Genomic DNA, 15,829 nt, shown 5'->3' with positions numbered 1-15,829 from the left:
GACATTGCCCCGCGTCGTAGCCCCGTGAGCATTGCCTGACTGGCCGCTTCGCCGAGTCCTCCGAGCGTCAGACTCGGCAACTCGGCGATGCCCCCGGTAGGCACTGGTGGGTAACCACCTCGTGATGCTGCCCCCGAGGGGATGTCACAGCTACGCGCCCACGGTGCCACTCCAGAGGCCGGACACCTCCGCGTCTCCTGCCCCTGGGGTCGGTCACCCAACTCAACCCGGAGCCGCATCCGCTATATCTGATATCAACAAGCGGTCGTCCCTTATAGCAGCCTGGCCTGTCATGATTGCGGTGTCCGGTACGACCGAGGCGCAGAAGAACGGAGAGGTGGCTGTCTGTGGGTAGGGGTCAGGCACGTTTGCCGCGACAGGTTCGTGATGAGGTCGCAGCCATGGTCGCGAAACGCGATCAGCTCGATCGTGACCAGCATCGGCAGCGCGAGTTGGAGGAGTCGGCTTTCGATCGGTACGCCCGGGCCCAGCTGATGGTGACCGCGATCGAGCAGGAGCGCGATGAGCTCGTAGCCGAGCTCGATCAGCGTCGGGAGCAGGCGATGGCGAGTGCGCGTGAACGGGTCGATGCCGTTGCTTCCGAGCAGTGCACTGTGCTGCACGAGCTTCATGTCGACGGCCGGGGACGGCGCAGCGCCGAGGAGCTGGCCTCGCTGTTCGACCTGCCGGTCAAGCGGGTTCGATCGATGCTCAAGCGTGCACGCTCGACTCCGCTGCCTGGGGCTGCTCCGCAGGCGCCGGTCACGAGCGGCGCCCAGGGCGACGCACCGTGCGCTGACGATGAGCTGATGCCGGGGCCGGTTCGCGAGCAGTCCGGCGACGACCGTCTCGCCACCGGGCACACGTCAGAAGCCACCACAACGGGAACGGACGCCACATCAGGGTCGCCGGTCTCGTGACCCAGGTGGCGTCCGGCAGCAGCCAGACCCCGTCGGGGTGGCCTGCCTACGCGTCCGGTGTTCTCCCCGCCCTACCGGGGCGGGTCCGGCCGTCGGCGAACGCCCACAGCGTGCGCCGGGCATACAGGCGACGGCCGTGCTCGTCATGTCCGTCGGGCTCGGGGAAGTAGCCGGGGTTACGGGACAGGTAGCTGCGTGCTGTCTCCGCGCGGCGGTAGCCCAGGACGCGTGCGGCTTCCGGGATGCCGACCAGCTCGTCCGGGTCCCCAGTGCGGTCCACGGTGGTGAGGGTCCGCCGCTGCCCGGCCTGGTAGTCGTTCCACCAGGCTTGCCAGGCTTGGGCGTCGAAGTAATCCGATCGGCCGCGGCGCAGCACCGGTGCAGGCGGTGGATCGTCCTTGCGTCGGTGGTAGATGTCGCGCAGGTAGGTCACGCTGACTCCGACGTGACGGGCGAGCGCGGCGCGGCTGTGCAGGGTGCGCCCGTCGACCTCGATGGTCTCGGGAGACTTGCGGCCTGTCACCGCGGCCAGGAACCGGGCCATCTCCTCTTGGTCCCACCACTGACGGGCACCTTCGCGCAGGACCGCTGGGGGGTGCTGGTTCATGGCGCGCTTGCTCCAGAGCCTCTCGGCTTGGTGGCGCGCGATGCCGAAGGTCTCACACAGCGCGGCGCGGGTCAGCACCGTGCGCCCGTCGACGACGTGACGGTCCGGTGTTCCCACGACCCTCAGCCTAGGGAGGCTGCGCGCGGACGCGAGACGGGCACCGCACATCGCTCCCACCCCGCTCGCCTGGCTCGAACCGACCCCGTCGTCATCGCCCGGTTCTCATCACGTGGCGTTCATCCGACGGTGTCCGTCCCAGGAATCCGCCGGTGTGGAGTGCAGGCGGGCGAGGACACCTCCGAGGTGATGGATCGTCCTCGTCTGGGAACCCCGAACAGTCCGCGGGTCGTGCGCTCCTCGCTCCTGACTGCACGGATCTCGGCGATGGCGGGGTGGTACCTGGCGACCGTCTCTCGCGCGATGCGATACGACGTGCTGGCGCCGGGGTGGGTCGCCTGCGCGAGCGTTCTCCCGGTCACGGCGCAGACGACAGTGACCTGCGTAGCGAGCGTCATGATGGTTACCGGCTCCCGGGTCGGTTGTTCAGTTCGTCGGCGACCCGTCGAGGCAGGGCCATCCCGAACGCGAGCCCGTCATCGATGTCGCGGGTGATCTCGCGGGTGCTGGTGGCCTTGATCCGCCCGTCGGGTGCCCGGTAGACCCCGACGTGTCCGGCGGCGACGCTCAACAGCTTGGCTCGGGCGTCGGGATAGCTCAGGCCGTTGGCCGGTTCTGCGACCAGGCGTCCCAGTGTGCGGGCGGCCTTGAGCCGGGCGTGGTGACGCAGCCCGTCCCCGGCTCGCACCGCGGCGAGTTCTGCGAGTTCGGCGGTGACGGCCGCGTCGACGTAGCGGCCCAAACGGTCGGGGGTCACGCTCTGGGGCACCGGCCCTGTGGTCGGCTTGACACTCGTCTCTGCGACCGGCTCGGGCGCCTGTGCGTAGTCGGTCGGGTCGATCGAGGGGGTGGCGAGGTCGTCCAGGTGGCTGGCGAGCCATGGCGGAAGCGCGGCGATCGGTTGGCGGTTGCGGGCCCGGTAGGTTCCGTCGGGGCGAGTGGAGGTCGCCGCGACCACGTAGCCGCCGTGTGCGCGGACGTCGACGTGCCACCCCAGGCGCCCGGCGGAGTTGCGGTAGTCGCTGCCGGTCGGGGCCTGGAAGTAGAGGTGCCGTCCCTGCCCGGTCGGGGTCGAGACCATGTAGGTCGCCCACGGGGGCCCCTGGCCGGCTTCTCGGGCGAGCTGAGCGAGTACGTCCGCGCCGTCACTGCATCCGGCCCACCGTGGCGGCGGTGTCTGGCCGCGGCCGTGGTCGAGGTCGATCACGACCAGGCCACTCGGTCCGGTGGCGATCGCGAGGTTGTAGGGCCGCTGCTCCCACCAGGCGGTGATCTGTTCGGGGTCGCGGGTCGCGGCCTGCTCCCAGTTGGGCACGGCCGGGCGCTTGGTGCCCGGCCACAGGGGGAAGACGAACAGTCCCGCACGGGCAGCCTGCAGGGCGGCGCGCCCTCGCCATCCCAGGCCCGGTCCGACGGCGTCACTGCTGGCGGTCGCGGCGGTCGTGGGGGCGCTGCCGCTGAGGTCAGTGGTCATCTCCGAGATCCCTTTCTCCGAGTGGTGGCGGCCCTGCGTCGGCCCCGACGTGGCGGGGCCGACGCAGGGCCTGGCCTCAGCTGGCGCTCTGGATGTGGCCGCGCAGGCCCGCGGCTACAAACTCGGCTGCCTGGCGGACCGTGCCGAACTCCTCGGGCAGGTCCGCACAGTCGATGTCGCCGTCCTGGTCGATCTCGACTCCCAGGAACAGCACGTCACCCACGTACATCGGCAGGCTGGCGGTGTCGATCTCCGGGTGACTGTGAAGGGGGTGGGTCAGGTAGTAACCGGCCACTGCCTCGGCCACCCGGTTGCGGCGCGGCGCTGCGCGGAGCGCGCCCTCCTCGTCGGCCCACATCTCGACCCCTGGGGTCTCGGCGAGTGTGACCCGCTCGACCACCTGGCAGCCCAGCAGCTCGTACATGCCCCCGAGCGTGTCCGCGGCCGGGATGGTGATGTCGCGGATGTGGTGGTCGGTGGTCACGAGGACACCGCGGATCAGCTTCTCTTGTCCGGTCCCGGTGGCGGTCGTTGTCACCTGGGTCATCTCTGCCATCTCGGTCTCCTTCGGTTGCGGTGCGTGGTGTCGACCGGCTTGCCATCCGCTCAACACCACTTATATTACATTTCTACGTAGTTTCACACAAGCAATCTCTGCCACAGATAGGCGTTTGACATGGGGTTTTGCTTCGGGGACTCTCCGAGCGAGGTCGGGTTCCAGGGCAGCGCCCTGGCCTCCCGGGAGGGGCGGCCCGTCAGGGCCGAATCTCAGCCCGTCGCCGAGCAGACCGGGACCTTGTGGGTGGGGGTCTCTCCTCGCGTCGGCAGGGCGGGCCCTGCCCGGCGTCGGTTCGGGGGCCAGGCTCGCCGTAGGCGACCGCGTAGCGGCCGGAGCGCCAGCGCAGGGCCTGGCGGCCCGGACCGACGCCGGGCACCGTCCTGCTGGATCGACGCGAGGAGAGACCCCCACCCACCCGCGGCGAGGGCGACCACCCACCAGCCCACAGTGTGCCTATCCTGGACCGGTGTCCGGCTCTGCCGGGCACCCTTCGGTTCCTTGCGGGACCTCGGTGGTCGGCGGCCTCTTGCCAGCGCCCCTCGGGGCGAGCCCTCCGGGCTGGGCCGCCGACCACCACCTTCACCGGCGGCAGTTACACCGCCTCGGCCACCTGCTGACCGTCGGCCGCCCTCCGCCCGTCGGGCACGATCGCGCCCAGGGGCTCGTCGTACCCGACGTCGCTGTCGTCGGCGTCGACGACCTCGGGGCCGTCGTGCCCACCGGCCTCGGAGTCGGCGGCGCAGGCCTCGATCTCCTGCCTTACTCGGCGCTCCTCGGCCTCAGCTTCGGTCTCGGCGGCGACGACTGCCGCGAGGTGCGCGACGTGGGCTTGTTCGGCGTCGCCGCGCTCGTATCCCAGGTCGGCGAGGGTCTGCCACCACCACAGCCCTGCGGGCCGGTCGGAGCGCCACCCGGACGTGCCGTCCGCGACGGCGTCGATCCCGAGTAGCGCCTTGGCCACCGCGTGGTGGGTCAGCCGCGCCGGGGTCCAGTCCTGGCCAGGGGCGGGCAGAAGTTCCCCGGCGAGCAGGTGCCGGTCGTGGTGGGTGATGGCCCCGGGGAACTGGGCCACGATTGCCGCCAGGAGGTCCACGTGCTTGGCTGCGGCCTTCTGGCTGCCGAGCAGACTGCGCAGGAACTTGCCCCGTACTCGCACCGCAGCCGCCATCGCCTCGCGCTGGGCTTCCTCGGCGCGGCGCCGGGTTTCGAGTCGCTCGACCTCGGCGGGGCTGCGGTAGCTGGTGGTGCGGGTGCGGGTGTGTCCGTGCTCGTCGGGCGTGGCGCAGGCATAACGCAGCCGGGGTCCCCCATGAATACTCATCCCGTAGCCGCGTTCGACGAACGCGTAGTGCCCCGGTGTGCCCCCGTCGATTTCCGGGGTCAGCTCGGTCCCGTCAGAGTGGCGCAGGTGAGTGAACAGCTCGTCCGGCCCGTGGTAGCCGTAGTGCAGGCCACCCTTCGGCTCTGTGCGCACCGCGTGCTCGGCGATGACCGCCTCGGCCTTGAGCCGCTCCACCGCGGCCGCGACCGTGCGCTTGTGCTGCTCCTCAGCGATCGCATGAGCGACCTGATCAGGGTTGTCCCGGTACTTGTTCAGGATCCGGGTCGTGGCCTTCGGATCATCACCGAACGCATGCAACTGCGCTGCGGTGTCGAGATCGAGCTGACCCGACGCGATCGCCTCACGCGCCTCATCAGGCAACCCGGAGCTCTTACGCGCCGCCCGTACCTGAGCCGGTTTCATCCCGGCGGCCTGGGCGATCTCTCGATCGTCCAGTCCGTCCCCGAACGCCAGTTGCAACCCCCGATACCGTTCGGCCTGCGACAGTCCTCGCCGGGTGTCACCGTTCTCCGCGAGCTGAGTCAACGACTCCCGACCAGCCAGATCCGGCCGGACCCAGCACGGGACCCGCCCGAGCAGCTCCACCGCCCGGGCCTCGCCACTCTCGGCGTCGTACCCGAACTCCTCCGGAACACCGCGCAACAACTCCGCAGCCCGACTCAGCGCGGCCCGACGCCGATGCCCGGCATTGATCACATACCTATCAGGCTCCTCCCCCGGCACGACCGTGAGCGGAGTGATCAACCCCTGAACGATCAACGAACAGGCCAGCTCGTCGAGACTCCCACGATCGGTACGCACATCACGATCCGCCGCCAGATCATCGAGCTGCTCCACCGACAACTCCACAAAACAATCCACGAACCCTCAACCCCTTCACCTCGACACCGAGAAATACTCTCGCGAAATGGCCGCCCGCGGCGGCATCATCTTCTCACCGCCACATCATCAATTATATGCCGAAAACAGGTGTCGAGCTACACTTCAGGCCCGCCTACCAGGCCGTTAGTCGCGCCAGCGAATCATCAAGCTTATTTACTGGACCACTCAGGAAAATACTCTTTCTTGCACAGTTCTTCCTGTCACCTCTCACGCACACCTCCACCGTCAGGAATCCGCGGCTCACGCTCTTCGTCGGAGGAGCTCCCTTCCGCAGCAACCTCTCTCGACGGGTCCGGATGCTGTCGCGGCTGCCTGCAGACCGGCAACAGCGTGACCGGCGGCTACCGATGGGTGTTCCAGCCCGGCGCGTCCGTGCTCGCGGTGTTCGGTTGCAGTGGAGGGCTGCAGCGGCATACTCACGTGTTGTGATCCGTATCAAGCTCATCGCGACTGCTCAGGACATGCTCCCGGAGTTCCTCGCCGGCCTCGCAGCGGAAGCGGGGGACCCTGCTGATGCCGCGACCGCCGACCGCGCCGCGCAGCAGGCACACGCCCGTCAGGTCGTCCTCAGCCGGGTCGTCGAGCTTCCCGCGGTACCGGAACCCGGTGCGGCCCTGCGTGCGCACCCCTACACCGAGGACCTGACCGTCGAACGCGTCGAATGGTGTACCGACCCCGAGGACGGCGACCCCTATGTCGAGGTCCACCTCGACGAGATCGATCTCGACGTCCTCGCCGACGAAGCCTCCGCTCTGGGCATGTTCCAAGCCGCGGGCTGGCACATCCAGCAATGATCTTCCGACGATGATCTTCCGACGATGCGGGCCGGCATCACCACCGAGGCCCACGCCTGTGGCGACACGAGCGCCGGAACCCGCCAACGGGACGACATCGGCCCACCCATCACCACTGATGGAAGACGCCTCGAACTCACCGACAGCACCGACAGCACCGACAGCACTACTACCGTCGCCAGTCCCTCGGCCGGCCCGGACCCGATGATGATCAGGTACCGCTGCTGTCGAACCGTGATCACAACACCAGCGCCGCGAAAGGAGTCCTCGTCGTGAGCGTCGTCAAGATCCACGTCCTCACCATCGCCGGTGACCGTGGGGCTGAGCTCGAGGAGCGGTTCACCGCCTGCCGTGCCAGCACACGGATGGTCGACGTGCCCGGGTTCGAGGGCGTCGAGTTGCTCCGCCCAATGGCGGGTCAGGGGCACTACTTCCTGTTAACGCGCTGGGATGACGATGCCGCGTTCTGCGACTGGCTCGCCTACGGCCGTGAACAAGCCCACGGCACCACTTACCAGACGATGACCACCGGCAGCGTCGATCTATGGGAGTTCGAGGTCGTCGCCCCGAGGACGAGCAAGATCTGAACAGAGCCGCTTTCCCTGATCGTGAGGCAGAAATGGCCGACTCCTCCGCAACCTCCGCGTGCTCCGCAACCTCTGCGGGCTCTGCAACCTCTGCGGGCTCTGCAACCTCTGCGGGCTCTGCAACCTCTGTGGGCTCTGCAACCTCTGTGGGCTCTGCGGCGGCTTCGTCGGGTCGATCCTCCTTGCCCGGCCCCGGGACAGTCGTCTCCGATTCTTCCGGCCCTGGTTCTTCCGGCGCGGCTTCCGCTGTTCACGGCGACGCCACCAGCGCTACCAAGGGCGCTGCCAAGGATGAGGTGCGGCCGGTGTGGTGGTTCTCGCCCTCGGCGTTTCACCGGTTGGGCACGGGGCGTAAGCGGGCGATGCTGGTCCCGGCCACAGCGGTGGCTGACCTCCAGGTAGGAGATGAGGTCCTGGCCGGGTTGGGGGAAAGGACAGCCCGGCTCGGGATGCGGATCGAAGTGGTGGAGGTGTTGGCCGAGCCCGCGGCGTTACCCGCTGCCGCGGCAGCGGCCGGTCTGGACCTGGCGGTGTTCACCCCCGCCCCGTCCTGGGAGGACTACATCGCCACAGTGAGCGCGAACACGACCGTGCCCACGGTCGGTGGTGCTCTGGTGCAGGTGTCGATGACCGGGCACCGCAGCGGGTCGGTCCACACCCGTAGCGCCGCAGCGAAGAAACGCGCAGCCATGAAGAAAGCCCGTGCGAAGGCCCGCCAGAGAGCCCAGGAGCAAGCCCGACAGGAAGCAACCCCATCAGCATCCCAAGACACCGTGTCCAGCCCGGCACCGAGTCCGGCACCGGGCGCTGGCGTTGACGCTGGGAAAGCCGCACCGCACATCGTCGTGGGCGAGGCGAGCCAGAGCGACGCATCCGCCGCGGGGAGTGCCGGGGCAGGGGGCGAGGCCGGGTCAGGGTGGACACGAGTCCGGGCCGGGCAGGACGTGACACCGACGGCGATGATCCACGACGACGACCAGGCGGTACTGGCCGACCGGATCTCCCTCGTGATCGACCGCCACCACACCGATCACCACCACACCGATCAACACCGCACCGATCGACACCGTCTTGATCAGTCTCTGCGTCGCGCTCTGATCTGGCTGATCGCCACGCTGCTGTCGTCCGGGACCGTCGCTGTGTATCCCCCTGATCCCCGCCGGCCACACCACCGACAGCCCCCACACCACCACGACCGGGGCGGCGGGGCGTCTTCTGCCCAGACGCGCGCCGCGCTGGCATGGCTGACCCGCACCGGACTCATCACCACCAACACCAAGACAGGGACACAGACACAGGCCGACGCTCGGGGCCGGCGCGGGGATGGCTGGATGTGGAACCCGAAACTGCTGGTAGGGCTACGCACCTGCCCAGGAACACGACCGGGAACACGACTGGGAACACCGACACGGTGACCCCGGACATCATGACGCCGGACACGGTGACCCTGGAACCTGTGACCCTGGAACCTGTGACCCCGGAACCTGTGACCCCGGAACCTGTGACCCCGGAAACTGCGAGCGCTGAGCAGGCTGCACTGGTGGTGCAGTCGTTGCGTACCGGCCGAGTGTTACTGGCCCGCCTGCGCCACCACGGGATGGCCGAGGACTGCACATGGGTGTTCCCACCCGACCTGCTACCCGACCACGACGAACTCGACGACATCCCCGTCGTCCACGCCCCCGTCCCCGCCCCGTTGCTGGCCCACTGGATCCGCCGCCAAGGCGACGTGACACCGCCCCGAACCCAGCGGCGCTCCCGCTCACAATTCGCCAACAACCCGGCTGGCCCGAGCGGGTCGGCCCTCTCCACAGACCTGCACCCCGCGTTCCTTCCCGCCAGCGAAAACGTTCGCGACCACGCAGGCAGCGCTGCCCGCTCTTCGGCTGGTTCAACGGCAAGCCCTACCGCAGGCACCGATAGCGGCGTAGCAGTCGAGAACCGGTCGGGTGTCACGCTCTCGACCGCGGATCCAGCCCCGGCAGTCGAGACGTCTCAGGCCCCGACCACACGACCGCAAAGCCTGATCAACCAGATCCCCGTCAGGCAGATCCCGGGCGGGATCTCCGTTGGGCACATCACCCACACCAGCGAGCACGCTTCCGACCCCGCACGGACGCCCAGCGCCAGTCGAGCACCTGCCACAGAGCAGCGCGCGGGAGGACGGCCAGCAACTGGGCAGCAAGTGGCTGGATCAGCCGTCGGTTCCGACACCCCACCTGCGGCGGTGATCCGACGCTGGGCACGAGCCCACGGCTACCAGGTGGGACTTCGGGGGCGCCTGCGCGCCGACATCGTTCACGCATGGCATCGCGCCAACTAACCCGGGCCACTTCATGGCGGTCTGGGCGCCGGCTCCGCGTTTTTATCGCGTGCGGAAATGCGCGCGAAGTCGGAGTTGAGATTGAACGCCGAGTTCAGCCATGCTCTGCGGCGTGAACGCAACCGTGAGCGCGTGGGCGGCGCTGGAACGCCAGCAGCAGGCGGGCCCGGCGAGTCTGCGGTGGCCGGCCGAGCTGGGCACCGTCGTGCTCGCGATCGACAGTGAGAAGGGCGGGGTCGGGAAGTCTTCGCTGGCCTCCGGGCTGATCGCGGTGATGGCCGCGGCCGGGCACGAGGTCCTCGCCATCGACCTCGACCCGCGCGCGACGCTGACCGCCGAGCTCGACGCGGTCAGCACCGACGCCGAGGCGCTGGGAGTCAACGATCTGCTCTGGGAGCCCCCCGACGCCGACCCCGAGGAGCTACCCGAGCTACGGGGGCTCGCCGAGCAGGCCCTACGCCCGGCCGGGCCGAAGTGGGGATCGGTGCAGGTTCTGGCTGCTGAGCGGGCTCTGGCCCACCGAGAGGCCGACACGAGCACCCCGAACCTGGAGCACCGCCTGGCGTTGGCACTCGACGGTGTCGCCAAGCGCTTCCGGCTGGTCGTGATCGACCTGCCGCCTCGCGCCGGCGGCCGTCTGGTTGGGGCTGGTCTGCTCGCCGCGACCCACGTGATCTTCCCTGGGACCCTCGATGAGGACGGCCTGGTCGGGGTGCAGGACGCCCGCAGGACTGCCTCCCGACTGGCCCGCACCCATCCGGGCACACTGAACCAGGTCGGGGTGCTGCGGACCATCGTCGAGCCTCGTACCCGCCTCGGCGAGTTCAGCGACACCACCTACCTCAAGAGCTTCGACGACGTCGTCGACGTCGTGATCCCCAAACGCGTGGTGCGCCGCGAGGCCCGCACCGCGTGCGTACCGATCACCACCGCCCCTGGCCGTGACGCCCAAGACCTGATCACCGCCTACACCCTGGTGCTCAACACCCTTGCCACGATTGCCGAGGGGCGCTGATGGCCGGCCTGATCGACCAGGCGAAGAGCAAGCCGCGCCTGCGCCGGGCCGCCGACGCCGACCGCGACCCCGCCGACCTCCCCTCGGCCTCGGCGACAGCGGCGCTCGAGCGGGACCACCCGGGCGCCGCACCGGATCGCCCTGCAGCCGACCCCGCACCCGGGGCCGGGGCTGTCGACGATTCCGCTGTCGTTTCCGCGCGCGGAAACGACAGCGACGAGCATAGCCGGGCCGACCGCGGGCGTGCTGGCTCTCCGCGGCCGCCGACCGCGCGGGCGGCCGCCAGGTCGGCGGCGAAGCGGTCCGCGACCGACCGGACCGGCAGTGGGCGCCGGCCTCGTCGGGTCGGGCGGCCCCGCGGACCGGAGCGGATCCAGCTCTCCACTCGCATCCTGGTCGACCTCGACGCCGCCCTCACCGATGCCGTCGAGCGGTCCGGGCTCTCCCCCCAGCCGATCGTCGAGGAGGCCCTACGCGACTGGCTCACCTCCCACGGCTACCTGCCGACGCCGCCGGAGCGCGACGGACCTCGCCGGACCGGGACCGACGCCGCCGGACCTCGGTAGCCCCCGGCCCGGACCTGACCCGGTCCCGGCCGACCGGGTCCGAGCCATCCGCAGAGGACCGGATGCGGGTGTGGTCTGGTCCCCGGCTGCCGATCCGCCCGGATCGGCGGCCCGGGGGAATCGCCGGACCCGCCCCGCTCCAGATCGTCCGTCGTCTCGGAGAAAACTTGATCTTGTTCGGGGTGGAAATTTCCGGTCGGGCGCGCGTACGTGCGCGCGTACATGCGCGCGCCTTGGGCCGCAAACCGGCTCCGGCGGAAATTTCCGTGCCCCGGGCTCCCGTCCACCTCGCCACCCCCGACGTCGCCCCCACCGATCGATCCCGCGCGCTCCCGTCCCACGTTCCGCCCGGCTCACCCCGGCCATTGTCGCGCCCGGCCTGCTACCAGAACCGGCGACAGCGCCCCACGACCCACTGTATGCCCCAGGCCGGGCCCGGGCGGCCGATCAGCCCCCGTCGCGGCCGGACGCCTCGGCCCGGGCGGCACGCTCGGCGGCGGCCCGGTTCAACGCTCGGGCATGTACCCCGCTGACGTGCCCGCGCCGGGCGCTCGACCGCCATCCCGGCCTCGCCGCGGACCGACCGGGCACCGGCGTCGCGCCGAGACCGGACCGGAACGGGACCGAGTCCGGGGCACCGGACCGGAACGGACCGGGCCCCGCCGCAGTGATCGGTTCCCCGGTCCGGTCCGGGACCGGACCGCGCACCGCGGACTGCGGACTGCCCCCGCGGACCGGGAAACTCCGGACCGGACCCCGGTCCGCGGTCCGAGGTCCGGTCCGGTCCGAGGTCCACAGCACACCGGTCTGACTCGCTGCCCGTGCCGCCCGTGTCGTCGATGTCGGCTCGTGCTCCGGTCCGGGGGGTGATCGGCAGTCCGTAGCGCACCGTCCGCTGCCCGCTCGCCGGGTCGTGGCCCTCGGCCAGGACCGGCCGGCCCCAGACCACGGTCGGAAGCTCGTGCAGCCGGCCCCGCCACGGCCCCAGCCGGGCACCCAAGACCGCGGCCAGGTCCCGGGCCCCGCTCACCGCGTCACCGCGCGCCACCCCGGGCCGGTCAGGATGGCGATCCAGGGCGTGCAGGATCCCGGCCGGGCACATCCCCGCGTCCCACCACGACGCCAACATCCCCGACACCTGCGTCCGCTGCCGCCGCGACAGCCGCCCGTGCGGCCGCCCCAGACGCTCCAGGAGGCGGTTACGGGCCCGGGTCCGGGTGATCGAGTCGGTGGGCGCCCCGTAGAGCGGCCACAGTCCTCTCAGCGCCGTCCTTCGGGGTTTTGGCGTTCTGTCGGGAGATTGTTCTTGCCCTCGGTTGGGGTGTGGGTTCTTTTCTTCAGCAGAACCTGTAGGAAGGGTGACAATGTTGTAGTTCAGGTCTCTGACCTGGGTTTTTGGGTCGATAATGGCGTAGGTGGGGGTCCGGCCGCGGCCCGTGCTGGTCCGCAGCCAGTCCCCGCTGGCGCCCTCCTCGACCACCAGCACCAGACCCGCGGCCGCGGCCCAGGCCAGCGTCCGGCTCACAGTGCGCTCGCTACAGCCGGCTGCGGCCGCCATCGACGCCCGCGTCACGCCCTGCACCAGGCCGTGCTCCCAGTCCATCGCCCGCACCAGACAGGCCAGGATCACCCGCACCCGCTCGGCGTGCGGACCGGTCCAGCGCTCGGACAGCACCTCGCGCTCGACGAGCTCAGCGGCCTCCCGCTGATCGACCACGCAGCCGCCCTGGACCCGGACCGCCGCGACCAGGTCCCCCCGATCCCACCGACCCGGCCCCTGCCGGTCCACTGCTGCCGCGGCTCTCTTACGGCCCGCCCAGCGTGCCTGTCGCAGCCGCGCCGCCCGGTAGGCGGGCAACGAGGCCGGGTCCGGAGCCCGGCGTCCCAGCGATGCCAGCACACGCGCCGCACGAAGCCCACGGCGTCGAGCCACCGCTGGACCCGGCTCCAGCGGGAGGACCTCCTGGTCCTGGTCCGGACCGCCATCGGTCCCGGCGTGCGGCCAGCTGGCGGTCAGGTCGTTGAGTTGCCACGGCACCAACTGCGCAGCCGGTGGAAGTTCTGCTAGATCCAGCAACGTCTGGGACAGATCCCGGCCGCGCTCCGCGTCGGCGGGCGAGTGATCCGAGTCAGCCGAGTACCCGGATCGTGGGCGTACCTCCCTGGCGACTCCGCGCGGCGTCCTGTGCCCGTTCCGCAAACTCCTCGATCTGAGTGACGTCAACGCCAGCGGCGGCGAGCACCGCGCGCCCACGTGGGACCTTGACGAACTGGGAGGTCTCCCTCGCCGCGTACACGACGCGGGCGACGCCCGCCTCGGCGATGAGCTGTGCGCAGCTGACAGGCCGAGACGCTCTGTCCCCGCACGGCTCCAGCGAGGAGTAGATCGTCGCCCCGGTCAGATCAGCCCCGTCCTGTGACGCCAGGTGTAGCGCGGCTTCCTCCGCATGATCATGGGGAGTGTTCATTCGGGACCAGCCCTTCGCGAGTACAGCGCCGCTAGGGCTTACGAGGACGGCCCCGACCGCGAACGCCGACGACGAGACAGGGCTGTTCGCTGCGAGTGCGATGCTCATTTCCAGGTAGTGAGCGTCGGGCGCGGTCATGCGGCGCTCTCGCTCTCACGAAGCAGGTACCGCAGCACGACGACGTCGCCGACTTGGGCCGCGTTCTCCAGCCGCAGACGATGTGTCGGGCCTCCGGGGAAAGCTGCCGGCTGGACGAAGCGGGGGGCCTTGTCCTCCCCGACCAGGAGCGGCGCGACCGCGACCTGCAGCTCGTCGGCTAGGCCCTGTGCGAGGAACTGCGTGTGGATCGAGCTGCCGCCCTCGACCATCAACTGCTCGATCCCGCGGCTGCCGAGATCGTCGAGCATGCTGCCGAGATCGGTCTTGGCCCCCAAGCTCACCACGTCGGCCCATGATCCGAGTGCGTCGAGCAGTTCCGGATACGCGGCGTCGGTCGTGTAGACGACCTTCGCCCCGCCGTGGTGCCAGAACTTGGCATCCGGGGAGAGATCACCTGAAGCGCTCAAGGTCACCTTGAGCGGGTACTCAGACGCCCCACGAGCGAGTCGAGCGGCTCGCCGTTCCTCGCTGTTGACCAGCAGACGTGGGTTGTCGGCACGGAGAGTCCCGGCCCCGATCATGATCGCGTCAGATTGGGCACGGACCTCGTCGACACGGTCGAAATCAGCCGAGTTGGACAGCAGCAGTCGCTCGTCGGAGGCGTCGTCGATGTAGCCGTCGATGGACATCGCCACGCTGAGCAGGACATACGGACGCACAGCTGGACTCCTCTCTTCTTACTCCACCGACACCGCGGCGGAGAACCGATCGTGGAACGTGCCAGCAATGCCCGTGACACCTCGGGGAAGCACACGAGCAAGCTGGGACAGCTCTGTCGCGATCCGCCCGGAATGGGTCTCCTGAGCGATCTGCAGAGCCTCGATACCCGCGGTCGCTGCTGCATCGCCGTCGTGGTTCCCCGCGTGGGCCAGTGCCTGGCGGGCTAGGTAGACCCCCTGGTCACGCCGGTAGCCGTGGGGCAGGGTGGCGATGGCGGTCTCGAACACGTCCACGGCTGCGTGGTACCGGCCCAAGGCCACAAGCGATCGGCCGCGCTGGGCCTCGATGTAGTTGCCATCGAGCCATCTGCCGCGTGTGGCGTCGCCCTTCGGCTTTGCAGCAGCCGCATGTGCCAAGTCGTATGCCCGATCGGTCTCAGAAGCAGCACCTTCGAGCGCGAACCCGTGAGCTCCGTAGACTCGAGCGATGCTCTCCAGCCGACTGTTCGGAGCGGTCCGGACAGCGGCATCGGCGATCTCGCGGGCGCTCTGACCGTCGCCCATGTCGCTGGCCAGTTGTGCCTTCCTGCTCAGGACGTAGGCAGTCAGCTCGGGGTCCCCAGCGATGTGGGCCCACTCCAACGCACGATCGGTCCATAGCTGTGCGCCCTGATGGTCACCCAGGTCCTGGTGCATCCATCCGCACAGCTCACCGAAGTTCGCCTGCAGGTGGACCAGCTCCTTGCCGTCGACCCCGCGCGCAGCTCGACGCGCAGCGTCGAGCTCCCGAAGCTGTTCGAGAACCTCCGGGATGGCACGCCGAGGGCCCATCAGGTTGTCGATGGAGATCAAGGTGTCCCGAGCCGCTCGGAAGTAGGCCGCGGGCTTGATGCTCTCGGCACCGAAAGGCGATGAGTGCCCGAAGCCGGTCAAAGCGGCGCCGAACATGCCGGCCAGAAAATCTCGTCGCGATGCGGGCACGAAAACTGTCTCCCCTCCGGGCGTCTGACTCGCGACCAAGGGTCCGAGTTCCCCCGACGCTACTGCGTCAGCGGTTGAGCGTGAGCGCCCGGCCAACTCCTCCCAGAGCCGTTTTCCGGTCCCCAGTACGTCGTCTGCACGCTCTGCGAGTTCAAGACTCGCCCTCCGCTCGCCCTTCTCGATACGGCATAGCTGAGCTGGGGATACGTACAGCTGTCGGGCTACCTGCGACTGCTTCAGTCCAGCCCGAAGGCGCGCCTCACGCAGGACTTGCCCGAACGTCATGACAGATCACCGGAGCCGAATTGCCAAGATTTCCAAGGTGTTGTCAACGCCTGGCAATAACGAAGGTCTAGCCAGCGTCCACAAATCGACC

General features: G+C 69.5%; 13 protein-coding genes and 1 pseudogene. 6 read left to right on the top strand and 8 right to left on the bottom strand.

Annotated elements, in window-relative coordinates; translation table 11 throughout:
- The first annotated feature begins 401 nt into the window (after positions 1 to 401).
- The gene (locus tag KPL60_RS24600; RefSeq protein WP_226367356.1) at positions 402 to 920 is read left to right on the top strand and encodes a hypothetical protein; all 519 of its coding nucleotides are present in this window, start codon (positions 402 to 404) and stop codon (positions 918 to 920) included.
- A gap of 46 nt (positions 921 to 966) precedes the next feature.
- On the opposite strand, the gene KPL60_RS24595 is transcribed toward KPL60_RS24600, so the two are convergent.
- The 4 genes from KPL60_RS24595 to KPL60_RS24580 all read right to left on the bottom strand — a co-directional run bounded on the left by KPL60_RS24595 (position 967) and on the right by KPL60_RS24580 (position 5,856).
- Entirely contained in the window at positions 967 to 1,644 is a 678-nt protein-coding gene (locus KPL60_RS24595) for a hypothetical protein (protein WP_226367355.1), read from the bottom strand.
- 403 nt (positions 1,645 to 2,047) lie between these two features.
- Positions 2,048 to 3,118: a bifunctional DNA primase/polymerase gene (locus KPL60_RS24590; RefSeq protein WP_226367354.1), complete on the bottom strand. Its 1,071-nt coding sequence runs from the start codon at positions 3,116 to 3,118 to the stop codon at positions 2,048 to 2,050.
- 76 nt (positions 3,119 to 3,194) lie between these two features.
- Positions 3,195 to 3,674, bottom strand: a complete 480-nt coding sequence (locus KPL60_RS24585) for a DUF3846 domain-containing protein (RefSeq protein WP_226367353.1) — start codon at positions 3,672 to 3,674, stop codon at positions 3,195 to 3,197.
- A gap of 595 nt (positions 3,675 to 4,269) precedes the next feature.
- Positions 4,270 to 5,856: a ParB N-terminal domain-containing protein gene (locus tag KPL60_RS24580; RefSeq protein WP_226367352.1), complete on the bottom strand. Its 1,587-nt coding sequence runs from the start codon at positions 5,854 to 5,856 to the stop codon at positions 4,270 to 4,272.
- 470 nt (positions 5,857 to 6,326) lie between these two features.
- Here KPL60_RS24580 and KPL60_RS24575 point away from each other — a divergent pair, with 470 nt between their 5' ends.
- The 5 genes from KPL60_RS24575 to KPL60_RS24555 all read left to right on the top strand — a co-directional run bounded on the left by KPL60_RS24575 (position 6,327) and on the right by KPL60_RS24555 (position 11,186).
- Positions 6,327 to 6,695: a hypothetical protein gene (locus KPL60_RS24575; RefSeq protein ID WP_226367351.1), complete on the top strand. Its 369-nt coding sequence runs from the start codon at positions 6,327 to 6,329 to the stop codon at positions 6,693 to 6,695.
- Positions 6,696 to 6,967: 272 nt separating this feature from the next.
- The gene (locus KPL60_RS24570) at positions 6,968 to 7,282 is read left to right on the top strand and encodes an antibiotic biosynthesis monooxygenase family protein (protein WP_226367350.1); all 315 of its coding nucleotides are present in this window, start codon (positions 6,968 to 6,970) and stop codon (positions 7,280 to 7,282) included.
- A 449-nt stretch (positions 7,283 to 7,731) separates the two neighbouring features.
- Complete coding sequence (locus KPL60_RS24565) at positions 7,732 to 8,697, top strand: hypothetical protein (protein ID WP_226367349.1); 966 nt, start codon at positions 7,732 to 7,734, stop codon at positions 8,695 to 8,697.
- Positions 8,698 to 9,717: 1,020 nt separating this feature from the next.
- A complete protein-coding gene (locus KPL60_RS24560; RefSeq protein ID WP_226367348.1) occupies positions 9,718 to 10,620 on the top strand; it encodes a ParA family protein in 903 nt (300 codons plus the stop codon).
- Positions 10,620 to 11,186, top strand: coding sequence for a hypothetical protein (locus KPL60_RS24555; RefSeq protein WP_226367347.1), 567 nt, complete (start codon positions 10,620 to 10,622; stop codon positions 11,184 to 11,186). The genes KPL60_RS24560 and KPL60_RS24555 overlap by 1 nt, the downstream gene beginning before the upstream one ends.
- 2,129 nt (positions 11,187 to 13,315) lie before the next feature.
- Here KPL60_RS24555 and KPL60_RS24550 read toward each other — a convergent pair.
- The 4 genes and pseudogenes from KPL60_RS24550 to KPL60_RS35230 form a co-directional block, all read right to left on the bottom strand.
- The gene (locus KPL60_RS24550) at positions 13,316 to 13,792 is read right to left on the bottom strand and encodes a deaminase (protein ID WP_226367346.1); all 477 of its coding nucleotides are present in this window, start codon (positions 13,790 to 13,792) and stop codon (positions 13,316 to 13,318) included.
- Positions 13,789 to 14,442 carry a dihydrofolate reductase family protein gene (locus tag KPL60_RS24545; RefSeq protein WP_255656521.1) on the bottom strand — a complete coding sequence of 218 codons (654 nt, stop codon included), beginning with the start codon at positions 14,440 to 14,442 and terminating at the stop codon, positions 13,789 to 13,791. Before KPL60_RS24545 ends, KPL60_RS24550 begins: the two co-directional genes overlap by 4 nt.
- Before the next feature lie 48 nt (positions 14,443 to 14,490).
- The gene (locus KPL60_RS24540; protein WP_226367370.1) at positions 14,491 to 15,453 is read right to left on the bottom strand and encodes a hypothetical protein; all 963 of its coding nucleotides are present in this window, start codon (positions 15,451 to 15,453) and stop codon (positions 14,491 to 14,493) included.
- A 105-nt stretch (positions 15,454 to 15,558) separates the two neighbouring features.
- Positions 15,559 to 15,738: pseudogene (locus KPL60_RS35230) on the bottom strand (helix-turn-helix transcriptional regulator); the annotation flags it as partial.
- Between the last annotated feature and the right edge of the window lie 91 nt (positions 15,739 to 15,829).

The organism is Pseudonocardia sp. ICBG162 (assembly GCF_020496225.1).
GTDB classification, from domain to species: domain Bacteria; phylum Actinomycetota; class Actinomycetes; order Mycobacteriales; family Pseudonocardiaceae; genus Pseudonocardia; species Pseudonocardia alni.
This window is presented reverse-complemented; position numbering and strand designations above follow the sequence as displayed.